The organism is Pseudomonas sp. MF6776 (assembly GCF_016613125.1).
GTDB lineage: Bacteria > Pseudomonadota > Gammaproteobacteria > Pseudomonadales > Pseudomonadaceae > Aquipseudomonas > Aquipseudomonas iridis.
This window is the reverse complement of the sequence record NZ_JAENSQ010000032.1, coordinates 20,463-40,187: the sequence shown is the minus strand read 5'-3', so window position 1 is coordinate 40,187 and position 19,725 is coordinate 20,463. Positions and strand designations below refer to the sequence as shown.

The following is a 19,725-nucleotide window of genomic DNA, read 5'->3' as shown; positions in this document are numbered from 1 at the left end:
TTGATACGAGGAAAGTCGGCAAGTCTAACCGATGCGGTAGGCAATCATCGAATTGATGGCGATCAACTTGGGGCGCCTGACGGCCGGCTATGTTAAAACGCTGTATACGCTCAGCCTTGTCCTACAGGATTCTGTATGCCGTTCGCCAATAAACCGCTCAGCGGTGTGAAAGTCATTGAATTGGGTACGTTGATTGCCGGGCCATTTGCCTCGCGCATTTGCGGCGAGTTCGGCGCCGAAGTGATCAAGATCGAATCGCCGGACGGCGGTGATCCGCTGCGCAAATGGCGCAAGTTGTACGAAGGCACGTCCTTGTGGTGGTTTGTTCAGGCGCGCAACAAGAAGTCGCTGACGCTGAACCTCAAACACCCTGACGGTTTGGCCATCCTGAAAAAACTGCTCTCTGAAGCCGACATCCTGATTGAGAACTTCCGCCCGGGCGTATTGGAAAAACTCGGTCTGAGCTGGGAAACCCTGCACGCCTTGAACCCGAAACTGGTGATGGTGCGCCTCTCCGGTTTTGGTCAGACCGGGCCGATGAAGGATCAACCGGGTTTCGGAGCCGTGGGCGAATCCATGGGTGGCTTGCGCTACATCACCGGTTTCGAGGATCGGCCGCCGGTGCGCACCGGTATCTCCATCGGCGATTCGATTGCGGCGCTGTGGGGCGTGATCGGCGCGCTGATGGCGCTGCGTCATCGTGAGGTCAACGGTGGTTTGGGCCAAGTGGTCGATGTCGCACTGTATGAAGCAATCTTCGCCATGATGGAAAGCATGGTGCCGGAGTTCGATGTGTTCGGTTTCATCCGCGAGCGCACCGGCAACATCATGCCCGGCATCACGCCCTCCTCGATCCACACCAGCGCCGACGGCAAGCATGTGCAGATCGGCGCCAACGGCGATGCGATTTTCAAGCGTTTCATGCTGACCATCGGCCGTGAAGATCTGGCCAACGACCCAATGCTGACCAGCAACGACGGGCGCGACAGTCGACGTGACGAGTTGTATGGCGTAATTGATCGCTGGGTCAATTCGCTGCCACTGCAGACCGTGCTGGATCTACTCAATCAGGCCGACGTGCCGGTCAGCCGGATTTTCAGCGCCGAGGACATGTTCACCGACCCACAATACCTGGCCCGGGAAATGTTCCTGCACGCCAAATTGCCGGATGGCAAACCCTTCAAGATGCCCGGCATCGTGCCGAAACTCTCAGAGACACCGGGCTCCTCCGAATGGGTCGGGCCGCAGCTCGGTGAACACAATGCGCAGGTACTCCACGATCTTGGCTACGACGAGAAGCAGATCGCCCGACTGCGTGAAGACGGAGCCATTTGAGCTGAAACGCCTGCAGATATCCGACTCCCCAAACGCCCTCCACTGGTGGACGTGGCGGCTGTTCGGCCTGTTGTTTCTGCTGGCCCTGCCAGCCTGGGCACAGGCAAAACCGACCTTGATCTGGTTACTGCGCGATCTGCCGCCACTGACCATTTTTGAAGGTCCGAAAAAGGGTCAGGGGGTCATCGACCACTTGATGCCGATGCTTATCGCCGGCATGCCGCAATACGAACACACGCTGATGCGGGTCAACCGCGCCCGGGGCATGCAGATGCTTCAAAACGCAACCTTCACGTGCGACCCGTCGCTGATGTGGAGCAAGGAGCGGGCGCAATGGATCGCTTTTTCCATCCCGGCGTTCCGCGCTGTCAGCAATGGGCTGGTGGTGCGCCAGAAAGATCACGACGTATTGGCGCCTTTTCTGGTGGACGGTGAGGTCGATCTGACCGCGCTCCTGGCCAATGGCGAAGAAAAGATCGGCGTCGTGGCGGGGCGCAGTTACGGTGAGTTGGTCGACAATTTGCTGCGCCAGGCCCCGAAGGATGCACTGACCGCTCATTACGGCAACGACGCCCTGAACAGTCTGCTGCTGATGCAGCGCCTCGGTCGGTTGCAGGTGGTGTTGGGATACTGGCCGGAGATCCGTTATCAGGCTCAACTGGCGCACATTGCCGAAGACGAATTGCGCTTCTATCCGATTCGCGACAACGGCAAATATCTTTCGGGTTACATCGGCTGCTCTGACACGCCTCAGGGACGCCAGGCGATCACCGAGATCAACCAGTTGCTGCGCACCCTGCCCCACGATTTATTAAACCAGCGCTACGCTGACTGGCTCGATCCTGAGATGCGCACCGATTACGTCGAACAGGCCCGAAGGTTTTTCGAACATCAATCGGCGCATTGAATAAATTGCGGACAAAAGAAACCCCGAGAAGTGGGGAGACGACTCGGGGTTAAACGTGGCCTACATAAAGGCCAGTAGCAGCAAGCGACAAGCACCGGAGCACAATGCTTGATCTTGCTGTTACGGGGTCTGACTGACAGGAATGCAGGAAGGTTCCCACAAAAGACATTTCATTTTTCAAACCGCCGGACGCTTATCCAGAGCTGCATTGCGCAAGGCCGCGATCACGCAGGGTTCCAAGCGTCCTTCGGCAATCAGGATGTCACGGTGCAGGCCGTCGACAACATCGGTCAACTGACGCTTGTCGGTCAGTTGCGCCTGATTGAATTCACGTTCCACCACAATCGCGCCGCTGCTGTTCTTCAAGCTCACCAGGCATTCGCCATGAGCACCGTTTGGAGACAACGAAACCTGATACGGGCTCAGAGCCTCACCGAGCAATAGACTGATACTTTCCATCTCGATCTCCACTCAATAGTCCGAAAACATTGTGTCTGGGGCATGTCTACAATAAATGACAATCGGCCCGAGAAGAAAGTTCTGTATTCCGGTCGCAAGCATTGGAGTGTCACCGGTCTGTCAGAGCATGCACGGCGAAGATGACAGAAAAAAAACCGTACGCATCAAACCTCGGCGGGTTGCAGGGGGGCGATCAGGTAACTGTCCAGCAAACCTCGCATCAATACTGCCGATACCGGCGTTTGCAGACGTCCCAACAGTCGCAGTCGGTGAGTGCTCAACAACGGCCCGAGATCGTTCAGCAGACTCGGTGCGACCGCGCCCAATAGAATCAGCGCACGTGCCTCACGCTGCACCGCCAGATGCTGGATCAACGCCAGGCCATGGCCGCCCTTGAGCTGTGGATCGCAAATGGCGATATCGACCGCACCACGATGATCCAGCGAACACAACGCCGAGGCCAGCGACGGCGCGGTGAGTACGTTATAGATGCCGATGGCATTGAGCATTTGATGCAATGCCATCATCTGAAACGGATCGGGTTCAAGAATCAGGACTTTAAGCGAGCGCATGGGCGACCTCTGGGACGACAATCGCGGATTCACACCGCATTTATCGTCCACTCTAGGGCAGCCCTCTTAAGCCTCCCATCGGAAAAGTAGCCGCGTCTTATAGGACATTTCCGATCTTCAGTGCTGACATCGGCACCCGCTTTCCTTCCGACGCTGGGTTATGTCCGTCCAGCCACCCAGCAAACCACGCAGATTGCCGTCGGCACTGTAGAACGGCACCGTCCACTGATAGACCTCGCGGCGACCGTTCTTGAGCTGCAAATAGCGCTTGCTGAAGCGCGACTTGCGCGTGCGCAACTGCACCATGAACTCGTTGTGCAGCATCAGCGCTGTCGCTTCGGGCAACGCATCGATCTCGATCAACAGCCGCCCCTGAATCTGATCCAGCCGAACCGAAAGCGCCTCCTCGTAACTGCGGTTGCACATGATCAAACATCCTTGCAGATCACGAACGAATATCGGATCGGGCATGGAGTCGATCAGCGCATGTTGAAAAGCCAATTGATCGCCAAGGCTTTTCTCGGCTGCGCGCCGTTGCTTTATCACCACCGTCAGCCGTCGGTTCCACACCAGCGAGAGCAGGCCGAATATGCCAGCGACTACCGCTGCCCAACAGCCCCACTCAATTATCCGCTGCCAAAGCGAGGGCGACGGAGCCGGGGATATACCCTCCAGCCATTTCAGGCGAATGGCGCGCAGTTCGGCCGCGGGAAACGCCTCCAGCGCCTTGTTGAGAATACTCAAGAGTTCGGGCATGCCTTTGCGTACCGCCAAGTGCTCAGCCTCCCACTTGCCCTCCACCAGAGCACCGACCTTGAGCAGCCCCAATGGATAAAGCTGCGCACCGATTTCGTTTTCGATGGTTGCGTAGGCCTCACCGCTCTCGACCAGTGCCCGCGCTTCGGCGTAGGTCTTGACCGAGCGGATCTGGATGGATGGGTACTCGCGGCGGATCACATCCTCGAGAGCATGCCGGGCTGGTAGCACCAGCACACGCGTGGCCAGTTGCTCCAGAGACTCGACCGATGGCGCTCCGGCGCGGCCGACAAACACCCACCCTGCGCCGCCAAATGCATGACTGAAATCCAGAAACACTTTGCGCTCATCGCTCATGGCCAGGGTGGTACTCATGTCCGCCTGCCCACTCTCGAGGCGCTCGAGCATCTGATCGGTGGAAAACGACTCGTGATGCTCAAACCGAAGCCCGGTCATCGCAGTGACGCGCTTGAGCACATCAATGTTCAGACCGCTCCAGTGCCCATGTTCATCCTGAAACAGATACAACGGGTACTGCACCGACGCCACCGTCACCTTGGGGTTGTCGCGAATCCATTGGCGCTCGCGGGCGTCCAGCTCGACAGGCTGGACGCCAGGCAAGTCGGCGTTTTCATGCAGTGCCAGTTGCGCCGCCACACTGCCGCGCACCAGTCCCATCACTGCGAAAAAGACCAGGCAAACCAGTGCCGGTTTCAAACCTCTATAAAACAGCATTGCCACATCCTTCGTGATCGACTCACCCGTCCTTCGTGGGTGAAAACCCGAACAGTGTGGCAGTAGAAACAAAAAAGCCCGTCAGGAGACGGGCTTCAAAATGTGACAGCTTTCGCGGGCTTAAAGTGGCTTGCCGCGGTTGCCATGCTGGCTGACAAAGGCCTGCACGGCTTTCAGGTCGTTCGGCAGAACGGTGCAGCGCTCATTTCGCTCAAACAAATCAGAAAGATGTGCAGGTAGCTCGAGAGCTTTTCCTACACCGGCCTTCTCCACCGCGTCCGGGAATTTCACCGGATGGGCAGTGCCCAAAATGACCATCGGAATGTCCAGGCTGCGACGGCACTCGCGCGCGGCTTTGACACCGATGGCCGTGTGCGGATCCAGCAGTTCACCGGTCTGCTCGTAAACTTCGGCAATGGTTTCACAGGTCTGCGCATCGTCGACGGCCAACGAGTCGAACAGTTTGCGGGCTTCGGTCCAGCGCTCTTGTTCGACGCTGAAACCACCGCCCTGCTTGAATGAGTCCATCAGCCCGGCAATCGCTGCTCCGTTGCGACCGTGCAGGTCGAACAGCAGGCGCTCGAAGTTCGACGAGACCATGATGTCCATCGACGGCGACAATGTCGCGTGCAGGGTTTCCTTGACGTACTGGTTACCGCTCATGAAGCGGTGCAGGATGTCGTTGCGGTTGGTGGCGACGATCAACTGGTTGATCGGCAGGCCCATGTTGCGCGCCAGGTAACCGGCGAAGATGTCGCCGAAGTTGCCGGTCGGCACCGAGAACGACACCGAACGCGCCGGGCCGCCCAACTGCAGGGAGGCGTGGAAGTAGTAGACGATCTGGGCCATGATCCGCGCCCAGTTGATCGAGTTCACTGCCACCAGACGCGTGCCTTTGAGGAAGCTCTGGTCGGCGAAGCTGGCCTTGACCATTTCCTGGCAGTCGTCGAAGTTGCCTTCAATAGCGATGTTGTGGATGTTCTCGCCGAAAATCGTCGTCATCTGGCGACGCTGCACTTCGGACACACGGTTGTGCGGGTGCAGGATGAAGATGTCGACGTTTTCGCAGTGCTTGCAGCCTTCAATGGCAGCCGAACCGGTATCACCCGAGGTGGCACCGACGATCACCACGCGCTCGCCGCGCTTTTCCAGCACGTAGTCGAGCAGACGACCGAGCAATTGCAGGGCAAAGTCCTTGAACGCCAGGGTTGGGCCGTGGAACAGCTCCAGCACCCATTCGTTGCCGTTCAGTTGACGCAGCGGCGCGACGGCACTGTGCGAGAACACGCCGTAGGTTTCTTCAAGAATCTTTTTGAAATCGGCGTCCGGAATGCTGCCGGTCACGAAAGGTCGCATAACCCGGAAGGCCAGCTCGTGATACGGCAGGCCAGCCCAGGAAGCGATTTCTTCCTGCGTGAAACGTGGCAGGACTTCCGGGACGTACAGACCGCCATCAGTGGCGAGACCTGCCAGCAGGACGTCTTCGAAATTCAGGGCCGGTGCCTGGCCGCGGGTACTGATATAACGCATGAGGGCAAACCTTCGGTTTGAGCTGCAAGCTTCAAGCTACAAGCTGCAAGAAAAAGCCGAACCGCTTTGTCTTGCCGCTTGTGGCTTGCCGCTTGTAGCTGCTGTTAATTCAAGTGTTCGACACGGATCCGCACAACCGGACCGTCTACGCCGGCCAGGGCCTCGAGAGCGGCGATCGCATCGTTGATCCGCTGTTCCACCACTCGGTGGGTCAGCAGGATCATTGGCACCAGACCGTCGTGTTCCTCGACTTCCTTCTGCATGATCGACTCGATGTTGATGCCACGCTCCGAGAGGATGCTCGCCACCTGAGCGAGAACGCCCGGATGGTCCTTGGCCTGAATGCGCAGGTAGTAGGCGCTTTCGCAGGCTTCGATCGGCAGGATCGGATGGGCCGACAGCGAATCCGGCTGGAAGGCCAGATGCGGTACGCGGTTTTCCGGGTCGGAGGTCATGGCGCGAACCACGTCCACGAGGTCGGCGATCACTGATGAAGCCGTCGGCTCCATGCCAGCGCCAGCACCGTAGAACAGGGTCGAACCGGCGGCGTCACCGTTGACCATCACCGCGTTCATCACGCCGTTGACGTTAGCGATCAGACGATCGGCCGGGATCAGCGTCGGGTGTACGCGCAACTCAATGCCGGCGTCAGTGCTGCGCGCCACGCCGAGGTGCTTGATGCGATAGCCCAGCGCTTCGGCGTAGTTGACGTCAGCCGTGGTCAGCTTGGTGATGCCTTCGGTGTAAGCCTTGTCGAATTGCAGCGGAATGCCGAACGCGATGGAGGCCAGAATCGTCAGCTTGTGCGCCGCGTCGATGCCTTCAACGTCGAAGGTCGGATCGGCTTCGGCGTAACCCAGTGCCTGAGCTTCGGCCAGCACGTCTTCGAAGGTGCGACCCTTCTCACGCATCTCGGTGAGGATGAAGTTGCCCGTGCCGTTGATGATCCCGGCGACCCAGTTGATGCGGTTGGCGGACAGGCCTTCACGGATCGCCTTGATCACCGGAATGCCACCGGCCACTGCCGCTTCGAACGCCACGATCACGCCTTTCTCGCGTGCCTTGGCGAAAATTTCATTACCGTGAACGGCAATCAGAGCCTTGTTCGCGGTGACCACATGCTTGCCATTCTCGATGGCCTTGAGTACCAGCTCGCGGGCAACGGTGTAGCCGCCCATCAGCTCTATGACGATGTCGATCTCAGGGTTCGTGGCCACTTCGAAGACATCGTTGGTAATCGCAATACCGGTCGTCTGGAACTGAGGCTTTGGCGTGCGCATGGCAATTTGTGCCACTTCGATCCCACGCCCGGCACGACGAGCAATTTCCTCGGCGTTGCGCTGAAGTACGTTGAAGGTTCCGCCACCGACGGTCCCTAACCCACAGATGCCTACTTTGACCGGATTCACTGTGAACTCCCCATAAAACGGCCGACGCAGGGTCGGCCGGATAACAACCGCGTGCTCGCGGCTCTCTATTAATGGCCCGGCGATGCTACCACCGGACCATGATCGTCAAAGGCTGACCGTGACGATGCGAATTACTTGGCGCCCAGCGCCAGTTTGGCGACTTGTGGCGCCGGCTGATAGCCCGGAATGACTTGTCCGTCGGCCAAAACGATGGCCGGTGTGCCGTTCACGCCAATCGACTGACCGAGCGCGAACTGTTTGGAAACCGGGTTCTCGCACTTGGCGGCCTTGATTTCCTTGCCATCGACCATTTTGTCCATGGCGGCTTTCTTGTCTTTGGAGCACCACACGGCTTGCAGTTGCTCGTCACCCGGCGAACCGAGGCCCTGACGCGGGAACGCCACATAACGCACTTCGATACCGCGCTTGTTCAGCTCAGGCACTTCGGCGTGCAGTTTGTGGCAGTACGGGCAGGTGGTGTCGGTGAATACGGTGATGTGCGATTTGGTTTCACCCACGGCCGGGTAAACCACGGTTTCGGCAACCGGAATGGCGTTGACCAGTTTGGACACGCCCAGACGTTCGGCCTTCTCGGTCAGGTTGACCGGTTTGCCGTCCTTGAGCTGGAACAGATAGCCCTGAACGATGTACTGGCCGTCGGCGCTCGCGTACAGCACGCGGCTGCCCTTGAGCTTGACTTCATACATGCCTGGCAGCGGGCTGGCGTTGATGCTTTCTACCGGAACCTCGAGTTCGAGTTTTTCGAGGCTTTGACGAATTGCCTTGTTGGCCGCGTCATCGGCGACGGCAAAGGTACTGACCAACGCAATGGCTGCGGCGGCGAAAATCTGGGTCAGACGCATGAGAACTCCTGAAGGCGGACAAATGGATCGATCAGAACGCCCGTGCCGAAACACCGGGTCATAACCGTCCACCGTGCAAACCGGCAAAGCCTAACACATAAGGCCACGGTGGCCGAATGCGCCTGTCACAACACTTGTGGCCACGTTGATCAGCCTCTGGGGTGGTGCTTGGCGTGCAGGTCCTGCAAGCGTGCCCGGGCGACGTGGGTGTAGATCTGGGTGGTCGAGAGATCGCTGTGCCCGAGCAACATCTGCACCACGCGCAAGTCCGCGCCATGGTTGAGCAAATGCGTGGCGAACGCATGGCGCAAGGTGTGCGGCGACAGCGACTTGCCGATCCCGGCGACCTTGGCCTGATGCTTGATTCGGTGCCAGAACGTCTGGCGAGTCATCTGCTCACCCCGCTGACTGGGGAACAGCACGTCACTGGGCCGGCCGCCGAGCAGCTCGCTGCGACCGTCACGCATATAACGCTCGACCCAGACAATCGCCTCCTCGCCCATCGGCACCAGCCGCTCCTTGCTGCCCTTGCCCATCACCCGCAGCACGCCCTGACGCAGGTTGACCTGTTCGAGCGTCAGACTGATCAACTCGGTGACCCGCAGACCACAGGCGTAAAGCACCTCAAGCATGGCGCGGTCGCGCTGACCGATGGCTTCGCTCAGATCCGGCGCTTTGAGCAGCGCCTCGACGTCGGCTTCCGACAGTGACTTGGGCAGCGGCCTACCCAGCTGGGGCATGTCGATGCGTAACGTCGGGTCAACGGTGATGATCTTTTCTCGCAGCAAATACCGATAAAAGCCACGCACGCCGGAGAGAAATCTGGCGGTAGAGCGTGGCTTGTAGTTTTGCTCCAGGCGCCAGGACAGATGATCGAGAATGAGTTCGCGACCGGCGTTGATCAGCTCCAGGTTCTTTTCCTGCAGCCAGCCGTTGAATAGCGCCAGATCACTGCGGTAGGCGTCGCGAGTGTTGTCGGACAGGCCTTTTTCAAGCCACAAAGCGTCGAGGAATTGGTCAATCTGCGGATGGTCGATGGCAGGCATGGGCGCTCAAGGCATGCAGTCTCAAAGAATGCACGCAAATGAAGAGTGAACTGTAGGAATGGGCGCTAGTCTTTCATAGCCCGCCATTTCAAGGAACAGGGAGCTTCAATGAACGAACAGCAAATCCTAATGGCGTTTGGCGCAATTGGAGCGGCGGCGCTGGGGTGCCAGTGGCTGGCCTGGCGCTTGAAACTGCCGGCAATTTTGTTTCTGTTGCTGACCGGCATTCTGGTCGGCCCGGTGCTGGGCTGGCTTGATCCACAGGAAATGTTCGGCCCCCTGTTGATGCCGCTGGTGTCGCTGGCAGTGGCGTTGATCCTGTTCGAGGGCAGCCTGACCCTGCATCTGTCGGAATGGCGCGAGATTGGTAGCGTCGTCCACCGACTGGTGACCATCGGTGCGATCTCGACCTGGATCGTCATCGCGGTCGCGACCCACTTTCTGCTCGGATTCGACTGGATGCTGGCCATTCTCTTCGGCAGCCTGACCCTGGTGACCGGGCCTACGGTGATCGTACCCATGCTGCGTGTGGTGCGCCCGAAAGCCTCTATTGCCAACATTCTGCGCTGGGAAGGGATCGTCATCGATCCGTTCGGCGCCCTGCTCGCCGTTGTGGTCTACAGCTTCATCATCGCCAGTGCCGAGGGGCATGGCCTCAAGCAGAGCCTGTTCACTTTCGGCGGCGTCATTTTGTGCGGCGCGGTGTTCGGGATCGTCGGTGGCTGGGTGCTGGGCACGGTCATTCGTCGGCAATGGCTGCCCGAGTACCTGCATAACCTCGCCTCGTTGGCGGCAGTGCTGGGGATTTTCATTGCGTCCAACGAGGTCATGCACGAGTCCGGCCTGCTGGCGGTGACGCTGATGGGCATGTGGCTGGCCAACATGAAGGGCGTGGATGTGCGGCACATTCTGCACTTCAAGGAAAACCTCAGCGTGCTGCTGATTTCCGGGTTGTTCATTCTGCTGGCAGCGCGTCTGGACCTTTACGCCCTGATCGGATTGGGGCCGCTGGTGTTGATTCTGTTGCTGGTGATTCAACTGATGGCCCGGCCGCTGAACGTGCTGCTCAGCACCGCCGGTTCCAGCCTCAGTTGGCGTGAGCGGGCGCTGTTGTGCTGGATTGCCCCACGGGGAATAGTGGCGGCGGCGGTGTCGGCGATTTTCGCGATTCGCCTCCACGAAGCCGGACATGAAGGTGCGCTGCTGCTGGTGCCGCTGACCTTTGCGGTGATCATCGGCACGGTGGTCCTGCAAAGTGCCACTGCGCGCCCCCTTGCCCGACTATTGAAGGTCGCCGAGCCGGCCCCCAGCGGTTTTTTGATCGTTGGCGCGAATGCTCCGGCGCGGGAGTTGGGCAAGTCGCTGCAACAACTCGGCAGCCGGGTTTTGCTGACCGATTCGAGCTGGGAAAACATTCGTGCCGCACGCATGGAAGGCATACCGACGTACTTTGGCAACCCGGCGTCGCAACATGCCGATGCGCATCTGGATCTGGTCGGGCTGGGGCACTTGCTGGCGCTGTCGCCGTCAGGAGAACTCAACACCCTGGCGGCAATGCGCTTTCGCCATGACTTCGGGCATCAGCGCCTTTTCGGATTGGCGAGCGGTCATGAAAGCCGCCGCAGCGATAAGCATCGGGCGAGTCTGGAGCACCGTGGTAATCAGTTGGGCAGTGAGGCTCTCACTTACGCGAAACTGGCCAGTCGGCTGAGTCAGGGTGCCGAGTTGTACAGCACGACGCTGACGGATGGGTTTGGCTGGGATGATTACCGCGCGCTGCATGGTAATCGGGCAACGTTGCTGTTCATGCGCGATGACAGTGGCTGGGTGCATGTGGTGACGCCGGAGACTACGGTGAAGCCGGGATCCGGGTGGACAGTGTTGGCTCTGATTCAGCCTGAGATCAGCGGCGCCTGACCTGAAGTCTTCGCGAGCAGGCTCGCTCCCACAGGTTGTGTGCCGGACATGAATTTTGTGTTTACCCTGATCACTGTGGGAGCGAGCCTGCTCGCGAATGACGCGACTCAGTTCTGGATCAGGCAGCAAACCCTGGCAGCACCGGCACCGGCCGCTTGTCATCATCAATTGCCACAAAGCTGAACTGACCATGAATCGCTTTCTCGCGACCGTCGCAGCTCATGCTCTCGACAAACACTTCCACTTCGACCTTGAGGCTGGTGTTGCCGACCTTGATCACTTTCCCTACCAGCTCAACGATGGAGCCCGCCGGGATTGCATGATTGAAGTCGATGCGGTCAGTGGACACGGTCACCAGCGGCAAGCGGCAGAAACGCGTGGCGGTGATGAACGACACTTCATCCATCCATGCCAGCGCAGTGCCGCCGAACAGGGTGTTGTGATGATTGGTGGTCGGCGGAAAGACGGCTTTGGTGACGCGGGTCACCGAGAGTTCGGTGCGGCGTTCGATTTCCTGGTCGCGGGGGGTCATTACTTACTGCTCGTGATTGCTGGGCTTCCGGTAAAACCAAGATCAAAAGATCGCAGCCTTCGGCAGCTCCTACAGGGGGATTTGGTGAATTTCGGACAACAAAAAAGCAGCCCGAAGGCTGCTTTTTTCTGCATCGGAAGCTGGACTTAAGCCAGTTTTTCCTTGATGCGAGCTGCTTTGCCCGACAGGTCGCGCAGGTAGTACAGCTTGGCTTTACGTACGTCACCGCGACGTTTAACAGCCATGCTGTCGATCTGCGGGGAGTAGGTCTGGAAAGTACGTTCTACGCCAACACCGTTGGAGATTTTACGTACGGTGAACGCACTGTTCACGCCGCGGTTACGCTTGGCGATTACAACGCCTTCGAACGCTTGCAGACGGGAACGATCGCCTTCCTTCACTTTCACCTGAACGACAATGGTGTCGCCTGGGGCAAAGGTAGGGATTTCTTTGGTCATCTGCTCTGCTTCGAGTGCAAGGATGATTTTGTTGGTCATGCTGTGCTCCTAAGGTAAATCAACTGATCTACCATCGATACGTTGTTAACTATCGTCCCGCTCGCGGATATATTCCTCGAGCAGCTTCTTCTCTTCTCCAGAAAGCGAGCGGCTTTCCAGAAGATCGGCGCGTCGTTCATAGGTCCTACCAAGGGACTGCTGTAAACGCCAACGCCGGATATGCGCGTGATTGCCACTTAGCAACACGTCGGGAACACGCTGATCCGCATACACCTCAGGTCGGGTGTAGTGCGGGCAATCCAGCAAACCATCCGTAAAGGAATCTTCCTCAGCGGAGTCCGCATGCCCTAAAGCTCCAGGCAGCAGCCGTGTAACCGCATCGATCAGGACCATGGCCGGCAGCTCACCGCCAGACAGTACATAGTCGCCAATCGACCACTCTTCATCGACATGAGCCTCAATAAAGCGCTCGTCAATGCCTTCATAGCGGCCGGCAATCAGGATCAATGCATCCGATTGTGCCAACTCGCGTACCGCCGACTGATTCAGTTGACGGCCTTGGGGGGACAGGTAAATAACCTTCGCCTCCTCCCCGGCTGCTGCCTTGGCCTGAGCCAGCGCATCTTCCAGGGGCTTGATCTTCATCACCATGCCCGGACCACCGCCAAACGGGCGATCGTCCACAGTGTGATGCCGATCCGTCGTGTAATCTCGCGGATTCCAACAGGTCAGCTGCAAGAGCCCCTGTTTGACCGCACGACTGGTGATGCCGTAGTCGCCAATGGCGGAAAACATCTCGGGAAACAAACTGATCACTTCTACGCGCAAGTTAGCCACGCTTAGAAGTCCGCGTCCCAATCCACCTTCATCTCGCCCGCTGCGAGGTCGACTGCCAACACGCATTGCTCCGTATAGGGCAACAGGCGTTCGCGATCATCCAGGCTGCCAGCGCAAGGCTTGACTACCATTACATCATTGGCGCCGGTTTCCAGAAGATGATCGATTTTCCCGAGCAGTTGGCCCAGTTGATCAATAACCTTCAGACCTTCGAGTTGGTACCAGTAGTACTCACCGTCGGTCAATTCAGCGAACATGTTGCGCGGCACGCAGATCTCGTAACCGGCCAGAAGACGAGCTTCTTCACGATCATCAAGATCCTTGAGCTTTGCGACCAGGAACTTATCGCTCCCGCGTCCACTGACCAGCTCGACCTGTTTGACATTGCCTTCGCGCTTGAGCGTCCAGGTTTTGTACTGCAACAGGTTTTCAGTCGGATCAGTAAAGGAATAAACCTTCACTTCGCCGCGAACGCCATGAACAGAATAAATTTTGCCAATAACGATCAAATCATCAGCAACAGCAGGCGTCGCGTTCATATTGCTCAGGCCGCAGCCTTGGCAGTTTCCTTCAACAACTGAGCAACGCGCTCAGAAGGTTGTGCACCAACGCTCAGCCAGTAGGCTACGCGCTCTTGGTTCACGGACAGACGGATTTCCTGACCACGGGCAACAGGGTTGAAGAAACCAACCTGTTCTTTGTGGGAGCCGTCACGCGGGTTACGCGAGTCGGTTACGGTCAGGTGGTAAAACGGGCGCTTTTTGGAGCCGCCAAGGGCAAGACGGATTGTTAGCATGTGAACATCGTTCCTGTAGTCGGTGCTGCAAATCTAAATGCACAGCGGGCATAGGTGCCCGAAAGGCCGCATATTCTAAGGAATATCCGGACTTTTGCAAATGACTTTTTCCGGCGCCTATGGCATGCCGTGCAGATTTGCATATAGAGCCGTCGTTTAAAACGGCCAGTCAGCTCCCGCCAAGCGCGGGTTTGCTGTTGATCCCGCATCCTTGCGGGGCCTGCGCCGGTGCGACGACCGGCCAGTTTTTTACATTTTTGGCATGCCGCCGCCGGGCAACATACCGCCCATGCCGCGCATCATTTTCGCCATTCCGCCTTTGGCGGTGAATTTCTTCATCATCTTCTGCATCTGCTTGTGCTGCTTGATCAAGCGGCCGATGTCCTGCACCTGAGTGCCGGAACCCATGGCGATCCGGCGTTTGCGCGAACCGCTGATCAGCTCAGGGTCGCGGCGCTCGGCCGGGGTCATGGAGTTGATGATGGCTTCCATCTGCTTGAACTGCTTCTCTGCGGCGTTCTGGGCATTGCCCATTTGCGACAGGTTGACGCCGCCGATGCTCGGCAGTTTGTCCATGAGCCCACCGAGGCCGCCCATGTTTTTCATCTGTTGCAGCTGATCGCGGAAGTCTTCGAGATCGAAGCCCTTGCCCTTCTTCAGCTTTTTCGCAAGCTTGTCGGCTTTGTCTTTGTCGAGGGTCGCTTCAGCCTGTTCGATCAGGCTGAGCACGTCGCCCATGCCGAGAATCCGCGAAGCGATACGCTCAGGATGGAACGGATCGAGCGCTTCGCTCTTCTCGCCCATACCGATGAACTTGATCGGTTTGCCGGTGATGGCGCGCACCGACAGGGCGGCACCACCACGTGCATCGCCGTCGACCTTGGTCAGGATCACACCGGTCAGCGGCAGTGCATCACCGAAGGCCTTGGCCGTGTTGGCGGCGTCCTGACCGGTCATGGCATCGACCACGAAGAGGGTTTCGACCGGGTTGATCGCGGCGTGCAGCGCCTTGATCTCGCCCATCATCTCTTCGTCGATGTGCAGACGACCGGCGGTGTCGACGATGACCACATCAATAAACTTGAGCTTTGCTTCTTTAATAGCGGCTCTGGCGATGTCGACCGGCTTCTGGCTCAGGTCGGACGGGAAGAAGGTCACACCGACTTCACCGGCCAGCATTTCCAGCTGCTTGATCGCTGCCGGGCGGTAAACGTCCGCCGACACGACCATGACCGACTTCTTCTTGCGTTCTTTAAGGAAGCGCGCAAGTTTACCGGCGGTGGTGGTTTTACCCGCCCCCTGCAGACCGGCCATCAGAATGACGGCGGGCGGCACGGCGCTCAGGTTCAAGTCTTCGTTGGCTGCGCCCATCAGGCTTTCGAGCTCGGCCTGGACGATCTTCACGAACGCCTGGCCCGGCGTCAGGCTGCGCGACACCTCGGTGCCGACAGCGCGCTCCTTGACCGAATTGACGAAGTCCTTGACCACCGGCAGGGCGACGTCGGCTTCGAGCAACGCCATGCGCACTTCACGCAGGGTGTCTTTGATATTGTCTTCAGTCAGCTTCGCCTTGCCGGTGACATGGCGCAGCGTCTGTGAGAGACGGTCGGTTAAGTTTTCAAACATTGCGCGATCCTTTCAGGCCCTGTGTAGACCGGGATAATGGCGGCCCAGACCGGAATCAACATGTGCTCGGCGAGCCTGCGGCGTGGGCAGGTCGCGGATTATAGCGAAGACTGCGTCTGGCGGACACCTCGCTGTCAGCTTCCTGAGTCTTTCGTGTCATGGGGGTTCTATGCCAAACTCAGCGCCTTTCGGGCTTGCCTAACAGGATTTATGCTCCCCTTGTCACCCAGTTTGCTGACTACCCTCGCCGCCGCCCTTCTATACGCCGCTGCGACTATTTATCAGAGCACTCGTCTGGCCACCGGAGCCAAGGCGAACAAGCGCCTGCTGGTTACGCTCGGCGTCCTCGCCGTGGTGGCTCACAGCGCCAGCCTGCTCACTCATTTGCTGACCCCGATCGGTCTGGGCCTGGATTTCTTCAGTGCCTCCAGCCTTATCGCGGCGGCAGTGATCGCCCTGACGCTGCTCGCCTGCTCGCGGATTCCGGTCGAGAACCTGCTGGTGTTGCTGTTCCCGCTGGGTGCGATCACCGTGTTGCTGGCGCAATTCGCGCCGACCGGCACGGTGCAGATCATCGATGAAGAGCCGGGTATCCTCGCGCACATTCTATTGTCGATCCTCGCCTACGGCATGTTCACCATCGCGGTGTTCCAGGCCTTGCTGCTGCTGGTGCAAGACCACCAGCTCAAGCACAAGCACCCTTCCGGGCTGATCAAGAACTTCCCGCCGCTGCAAACCATGGAAAGCCTGCTGTTCGGTTTCCTCTGGGCCGGCTGGACGCTGCTGTCGCTGTCGCTGATCTCCGGCTGGCTGTTCGTCGAGAACCTGTTCGCCCAGCATCTGGTGCACAAGACCCTGCTGGCGTGCCTGGCCTGGATCGTTTTCAGTGTGCTGTTGTGGGGCCGTAATCGTCTCGGATGGCGTGGCCACAAGGCGATTCGCTGGACCCTCGCCGGTTTCTGCCTGCTGATGTTGGCGTATTTCGGCAGCAAACTGGTTCGTGAATACATTCTGCACATCTGACGGGCGGCATAAATGGACGGTTTGCCCATAGGGCCGATGCTCGCGGTATTTGTCCTGCTGGTTTTATGGTCGGGGCTATTTACCGCCGTCGAAATCGCGCAGCAGCACCTGCTCGCACAACGCACCGCCTCACGCGCCAGCGATAAACCGCTGGCGAAGCTGAGCTTCCCGCTCGACAGCCTGATCCTCTGCAACACCCTGTGCCGTGCGCTCGCGGTGGTGATCGCCACACTGCTGGCGATTTTCCTCTGTGAAGAAAACGGCCCTTGGGCGGCGTGCCTGGGTGTCGGTGCGGTGTTGCTGGTGTTTGCCGATTACTTCCCGCGCACCATCGCCCGGCGTTATCCGGATGCCGTGCTGGCGTTTGGCAATTCGCTGCTGGCGGTGCCGTTGAAGATCATTTATCCCTTGGCGTGGCTGTTCAGCCGCATCAGCGCTTTGCTCCTGGCGCCGCTGGTGCGCAAAGCCCAGGTCGTGCAGCAAAGCGAAGACGATGAGCCGGTTGATCGTCACGCTGACCCGGAGCACCCGGTTCGCGCGCACCCGGTGTCGGGTATCCATGCGCTGGACAACATTACGGTCAACGACATTCTGGTGCCGCGCAGTGACGTCGACGGTATCAACCTCGACGACCCGATCGAAGAAATCATCGAACAACTGCGCAACACCAAGCGCACGCGCCTGCCGCTGTTCCACAGTGATATCAACCAGGTTGAAGCCGTGCTCAACACCCGGCAGATTCGTCACTTGCTGAACAATAACGACCTGACCCGCGAAGCACTGCTGGCCGCCAGTTACGAGCCGTACTTCGTGCCCGAAAGCACACCGCTGCAGCTGCAACTGCTCAACTTTCACAAGCAGCAGCGACGTCTGGGCATGGTGGTCGACGAGTACGGCGAAGTGCTCGGCATCGTCACGCTGGAAGACATTCTCGAAGAGATCGTCGGCGAATTCGAAAGCGAGCACAGCCTCGATAACCCGCACATTCACCCGCAAGCCGATGGCCGCATGATGATCGACGGCGCCGCCTCGATCCGTGAGTTGAACAAGTGCCTGGGCTGGCACTTGCCCAGCGATGGGCCGAAAACCCTCAATGGCCTGGTAACAGAGGCGCTGGAAACCATCCCGGAAAGCGCTGTTTGCCTGAAGATCGGCCGTTATCGGCTGGAGATTCTCGAGACCGAGGAGAACCGGGTGAGCAAGGTGCTGATCTGGCATACCTCTTCTGTACCTGCTCTGGTGCCTGCCAGATAGAAGATCAAAAGATCAAAAGATCGCAGACTTCGGCAGCTCCTAAAGGGGAACGTATTCCGAATGTGGGAACTGCCAAAGACTGCGATCTTTTGCTCTTGTTCAATCGTTAGCCACCTTCCTATAATCGAGCCGGCTTACCCAAGCCCTGCCGAACCTTGTGCTTACCCCGCACAAAACAGGTCTCGACCGTTTGCGCCTCACTCCGACGACTGTTCCTACTCGAAACAGCGCTCGCGCCTCATCCCACATCCCTGGGTGCTCGACCATAATAATTCGCTCCACCGGAGCTCATGACTGTCAGGGATCACCGCATGACTACCAGTACCGCTTTCAGCGAAACCGCACCTGCTCAACCGACCAACTCCGCCACCCGCGTGGCGACGGCGAGTTTTATCGGCACCGCGATCGAGTTCTACGACTTCTATGTCTACGCCACGGCTGCCGCACTGGTGATCGGGCCGGTGTTCTTTCCGCAAACGTCCGGCACCGCGCAGATGCTTTCGGCGTTCCTCACCTTTGGCATTGCCTTCCTCGCTCGACCATTGGGTTCGGCGCTGTTCGGTCACTTCGGTGATCGCATCGGGCGCAAATCAACGCTGGTCGCCTCACTGCTGTTAATGGGCGTCTGCACAACGCTGATTGGTGTGCTGCCGGGATACGACAGCATCGGGGCCTGGGCGCCGATTTTGTTGTGTGTGCTGCGCTTTGGTCAGGGCCTGGGATTGGGCGGTGAATGGGGTGGCGCCGCGCTGCTGGCCACGGAAAACGCGCCGAAAGGCAAACGAGCCTGGTTCGGCATGTTTCCGCAACTCGGCCCGTCGATTGGTTTTCTTGCAGCCAATGGTCTGTTCCTGACGCTCGCCATGACGCTGGATGACGAACAGTTCCGCAGCTGGGGCTGGCGCATTCCGTTTCTGCTCAGCGCAGCGCTGGTGATGGTCGGTCTGTACGTACGCCTGAAACTCCACGAAACGCCAGTGTTCGCCAATGCCATGGCGCGCCAGGAGCGGGTCAAGCTGCCGCTGGTCGAACTGTTCAGCCAATATTGGGCGCCGACCCTGTTGGGCGCGGCGGCGATGGTGGTGTGTTACGCGCTGTTCTATATCTCGACGGTGTTTTCCCTGAGCTACGGAGTGTCCACCCTGGGTTACAGCCGTGAGACGTTCCTGGGCCTGCTGTGTTTTGCCGTGTTGTTCATGGCCGCCGCGACGCCACTGTCAGCCTGGGCCAGCGACCGTTATGGACGCAAACCGGTGCTGATCATCGGCGGTGTACTGGCGATTCTTTCGGGGTTTCTGATGGAGCCGCTGCTGACCCAGGGTTCGACCTGGGGCGTGGCGCTGTTTCTGTGCATCGAACTGTTCTTGATGGGCGTGACGTTCGCACCGATGGGCGCGTTGTTGCCGGAGCTGTTCCCGACCCACGTGCGCTATACCGGCGCGTCGGCGGCGTACAACCTCGGCGGCATTGTCGGAGCCTCGGCGGCGCCGTTCTTTGCGCAGAAACTGGTGGCGATGGGCGGTTTGAGTTATGTCGGCGGGTATGTTTCGGGAGCGGCGGTGATCAGCTTGATCGCGGTGCTGTGTCTGAAGGAAACGAGGCATAACGATCTGAATCAGATTGCCTGACAAAAGATCAAAAGCTTCGCGAGCAGGCTCGCTCCCACAGGG

General features: G+C 58.8%; 19 protein-coding genes. 6 read left to right on the top strand and 13 right to left on the bottom strand.

Translation table 11 applies throughout. The features are described from left to right. Nucleotides 1–135: 135 nt before the first annotated feature. Nucleotides 136–1,335, top strand: coding sequence for a CaiB/BaiF CoA transferase family protein (locus tag JJD74_RS25630; protein WP_200617102.1), 1,200 nt, complete (start codon nt 136–138; stop codon nt 1,333–1,335). Further along, on the top strand, nt 1,316–2,242 hold the full coding sequence (locus JJD74_RS25625) for a TIGR02285 family protein (protein WP_442793291.1): 927 nt from the start codon (nt 1,316–1,318) through the stop codon (nt 2,240–2,242). The genes JJD74_RS25630 and JJD74_RS25625 overlap by 20 nt, the downstream gene beginning before the upstream one ends. A 177-nt stretch (nt 2,243–2,419) precedes the next feature. Here JJD74_RS25625 and JJD74_RS25620 read toward each other — a convergent pair whose 3' ends face one another. The 7 genes from JJD74_RS25620 to xerD form a co-directional block, all read right to left on the bottom strand. After that, nucleotides 2,420–2,701 (bottom strand): DUF3509 domain-containing protein, encoded by a 282-nt coding sequence (locus JJD74_RS25620; RefSeq protein WP_042557835.1) that lies wholly within the window; start codon nt 2,699–2,701, stop codon nt 2,420–2,422. A gap of 164 nt (nt 2,702–2,865) precedes the next feature. Further along, nucleotides 2,866–3,273 (bottom strand): response regulator, encoded by a 408-nt coding sequence (locus tag JJD74_RS25615; RefSeq protein WP_042557834.1) that lies wholly within the window; start codon nt 3,271–3,273, stop codon nt 2,866–2,868. 117 nt (nt 3,274–3,390) lie between these two features. Further along, entirely contained in the window at nt 3,391–4,764 is a 1,374-nt protein-coding gene (locus JJD74_RS25610; protein WP_200617100.1) for a transporter substrate-binding domain-containing protein, read from the bottom strand. A 120-nt stretch (nt 4,765–4,884) separates the two neighbouring features. Next, nucleotides 4,885–6,294 carry a threonine synthase gene (gene thrC / locus JJD74_RS25605; RefSeq protein ID WP_047299867.1) on the bottom strand — a complete coding sequence of 470 codons (1,410 nt, stop codon included), beginning with the start codon at nt 6,292–6,294 and terminating at the stop codon, nt 4,885–4,887. Between the two features lie 104 nt (nt 6,295–6,398). Next, nucleotides 6,399–7,703 (bottom strand): homoserine dehydrogenase, encoded by a 1,305-nt coding sequence (locus JJD74_RS25600; RefSeq protein ID WP_047299866.1) that lies wholly within the window; start codon nt 7,701–7,703, stop codon nt 6,399–6,401. Nucleotides 7,704–7,834: 131 nt separating this feature from the next. Beyond that, a complete protein-coding gene (gene dsbC, locus JJD74_RS25595; protein ID WP_042557829.1) occupies nt 7,835–8,566 on the bottom strand; it encodes a bifunctional protein-disulfide isomerase/oxidoreductase DsbC in 732 nt (243 codons plus the stop codon). 149 nt (nt 8,567–8,715) lie between these two features. Continuing rightward, nucleotides 8,716–9,612 (bottom strand): site-specific tyrosine recombinase XerD, encoded by an 897-nt coding sequence (xerD, locus tag JJD74_RS25590; protein ID WP_042557828.1) that lies wholly within the window; start codon nt 9,610–9,612, stop codon nt 8,716–8,718. A 108-nt stretch (nt 9,613–9,720) separates the two neighbouring features. On the opposite strand from xerD, the gene JJD74_RS25585 reads away from it, so the two are divergent. Continuing rightward, nucleotides 9,721–11,529 (top strand): cation:proton antiporter, encoded by a 1,809-nt coding sequence (locus JJD74_RS25585; protein WP_200617099.1) that lies wholly within the window; start codon nt 9,721–9,723, stop codon nt 11,527–11,529. Between the two features lie 118 nt (nt 11,530–11,647). Here JJD74_RS25585 and JJD74_RS25580 read toward each other — a convergent pair whose 3' ends face one another. The 6 genes from JJD74_RS25580 to ffh all read right to left on the bottom strand — a co-directional run bounded on the left by JJD74_RS25580 (nt 11,648) and on the right by ffh (nt 15,778). Continuing rightward, on the bottom strand, nt 11,648–12,061 hold the full coding sequence (locus JJD74_RS25580; protein WP_042557826.1) for an acyl-CoA thioesterase: 414 nt from the start codon (nt 12,059–12,061) through the stop codon (nt 11,648–11,650). Between the two features lie 146 nt (nt 12,062–12,207). Beyond that, nucleotides 12,208–12,558, bottom strand: a complete 351-nt coding sequence (gene rplS, locus JJD74_RS25575) for a 50S ribosomal protein L19 (protein ID WP_003175895.1) — start codon at nt 12,556–12,558, stop codon at nt 12,208–12,210. A gap of 45 nt (nt 12,559–12,603) precedes the next feature. After that, nucleotides 12,604–13,356, bottom strand: a complete 753-nt coding sequence (gene trmD, locus JJD74_RS25570; protein ID WP_042557825.1) for a tRNA (guanosine(37)-N1)-methyltransferase TrmD — start codon at nt 13,354–13,356, stop codon at nt 12,604–12,606. A 2-nt stretch (nt 13,357–13,358) separates the two neighbouring features. Then, nucleotides 13,359–13,895, bottom strand: coding sequence for a ribosome maturation factor RimM (gene rimM, locus JJD74_RS25565; protein WP_042557824.1), 537 nt, complete (start codon nt 13,893–13,895; stop codon nt 13,359–13,361). Nucleotides 13,896–13,900: 5 nt separating this feature from the next. Further along, nucleotides 13,901–14,152, bottom strand: coding sequence for a 30S ribosomal protein S16 (rpsP, locus tag JJD74_RS25560; RefSeq protein ID WP_042557823.1), 252 nt, complete (start codon nt 14,150–14,152; stop codon nt 13,901–13,903). 249 nt (nt 14,153–14,401) lie between these two features. Continuing rightward, nucleotides 14,402–15,778: a signal recognition particle protein gene (gene ffh / locus JJD74_RS25555; RefSeq protein WP_042557822.1), complete on the bottom strand. Its 1,377-nt coding sequence runs from the start codon at nt 15,776–15,778 to the stop codon at nt 14,402–14,404. A gap of 210 nt (nt 15,779–15,988) precedes the next feature. Between ffh and JJD74_RS25550 the strand changes: the two genes are divergently transcribed. The 3 genes from JJD74_RS25550 (at nt 15,989) to JJD74_RS25540 (ending at nt 19,683) form a co-directional block, all read left to right on the top strand. After that, nucleotides 15,989–16,801 (top strand): cytochrome C assembly family protein, encoded by an 813-nt coding sequence (locus JJD74_RS25550; RefSeq protein ID WP_042557821.1) that lies wholly within the window; start codon nt 15,989–15,991, stop codon nt 16,799–16,801. A gap of 12 nt (nt 16,802–16,813) precedes the next feature. After that, complete coding sequence (locus JJD74_RS25545; protein ID WP_200617098.1) at nt 16,814–18,055, top strand: transporter associated domain-containing protein; 1,242 nt, start codon at nt 16,814–16,816, stop codon at nt 18,053–18,055. Between the two features lie 311 nt (nt 18,056–18,366). Next, nucleotides 18,367–19,683, top strand: coding sequence for an MFS transporter (locus JJD74_RS25540; RefSeq protein WP_200617097.1), 1,317 nt, complete (start codon nt 18,367–18,369; stop codon nt 19,681–19,683). Nucleotides 19,684–19,725 lie beyond the last annotated feature (42 nt).

What these genes read in the sequence shown, in the direction of transcription:
- JJD74_RS25630 (WP_200617102.1), top strand. Translation starts at nt 136, where the DNA reads ATGCCGTTCGCCAATAAACCGCTCAGCGGTGTGAAAGTCATTGAATTG.
- JJD74_RS25620 (WP_042557835.1), bottom strand. Translation starts at nt 2,701, where the DNA reads ATGGAAAGTATCAGTCTATTGCTCGGTGAGGCTCTGAGCCCGTATCAG.
- JJD74_RS25615 (WP_042557834.1), bottom strand. Translation starts at nt 3,273, where the DNA reads ATGCGCTCGCTTAAAGTCCTGATTCTTGAACCCGATCCGTTTCAGATG.
- JJD74_RS25610 (WP_200617100.1), bottom strand. Translation starts at nt 4,764, where the DNA reads ATGCTGTTTTATAGAGGTTTGAAACCGGCACTGGTTTGCCTGGTCTTT.
- thrC (WP_047299867.1), bottom strand. Translation starts at nt 6,294, where the DNA reads ATGCGTTATATCAGTACCCGCGGCCAGGCACCGGCCCTGAATTTCGAA.
- dsbC (WP_042557829.1), bottom strand. Translation starts at nt 8,566, where the DNA reads ATGCGTCTGACCCAGATTTTCGCCGCCGCAGCCATTGCGTTGGTCAGT.
- xerD (WP_042557828.1), bottom strand. Translation starts at nt 9,612, where the DNA reads ATGCCTGCCATCGACCATCCGCAGATTGACCAATTCCTCGACGCTTTG.
- JJD74_RS25585 (WP_200617099.1), top strand. Translation starts at nt 9,721, where the DNA reads ATGAACGAACAGCAAATCCTAATGGCGTTTGGCGCAATTGGAGCGGCG.
- JJD74_RS25580 (WP_042557826.1), bottom strand. Translation starts at nt 12,061, where the DNA reads ATGACCCCCCGCGACCAGGAAATCGAACGCCGCACCGAACTCTCGGTG.
- rplS (WP_003175895.1), bottom strand. Translation starts at nt 12,558, where the DNA reads ATGACCAACAAAATCATCCTTGCACTCGAAGCAGAGCAGATGACCAAA.
- rimM (WP_042557824.1), bottom strand. Translation starts at nt 13,895, where the DNA reads ATGAACGCGACGCCTGCTGTTGCTGATGATTTGATCGTTATTGGCAAA.
- rpsP (WP_042557823.1), bottom strand. Translation starts at nt 14,152, where the DNA reads ATGCTAACAATCCGTCTTGCCCTTGGCGGCTCCAAAAAGCGCCCGTTT.
- ffh (WP_042557822.1), bottom strand. Translation starts at nt 15,778, where the DNA reads ATGTTTGAAAACTTAACCGACCGTCTCTCACAGACGCTGCGCCATGTC.
- JJD74_RS25550 (WP_042557821.1), top strand. Translation starts at nt 15,989, where the DNA reads ATGCTCCCCTTGTCACCCAGTTTGCTGACTACCCTCGCCGCCGCCCTT.
- JJD74_RS25545 (WP_200617098.1), top strand. Translation starts at nt 16,814, where the DNA reads ATGGACGGTTTGCCCATAGGGCCGATGCTCGCGGTATTTGTCCTGCTG.
- JJD74_RS25540 (WP_200617097.1), top strand. Translation starts at nt 18,367, where the DNA reads ATGACTACCAGTACCGCTTTCAGCGAAACCGCACCTGCTCAACCGACC.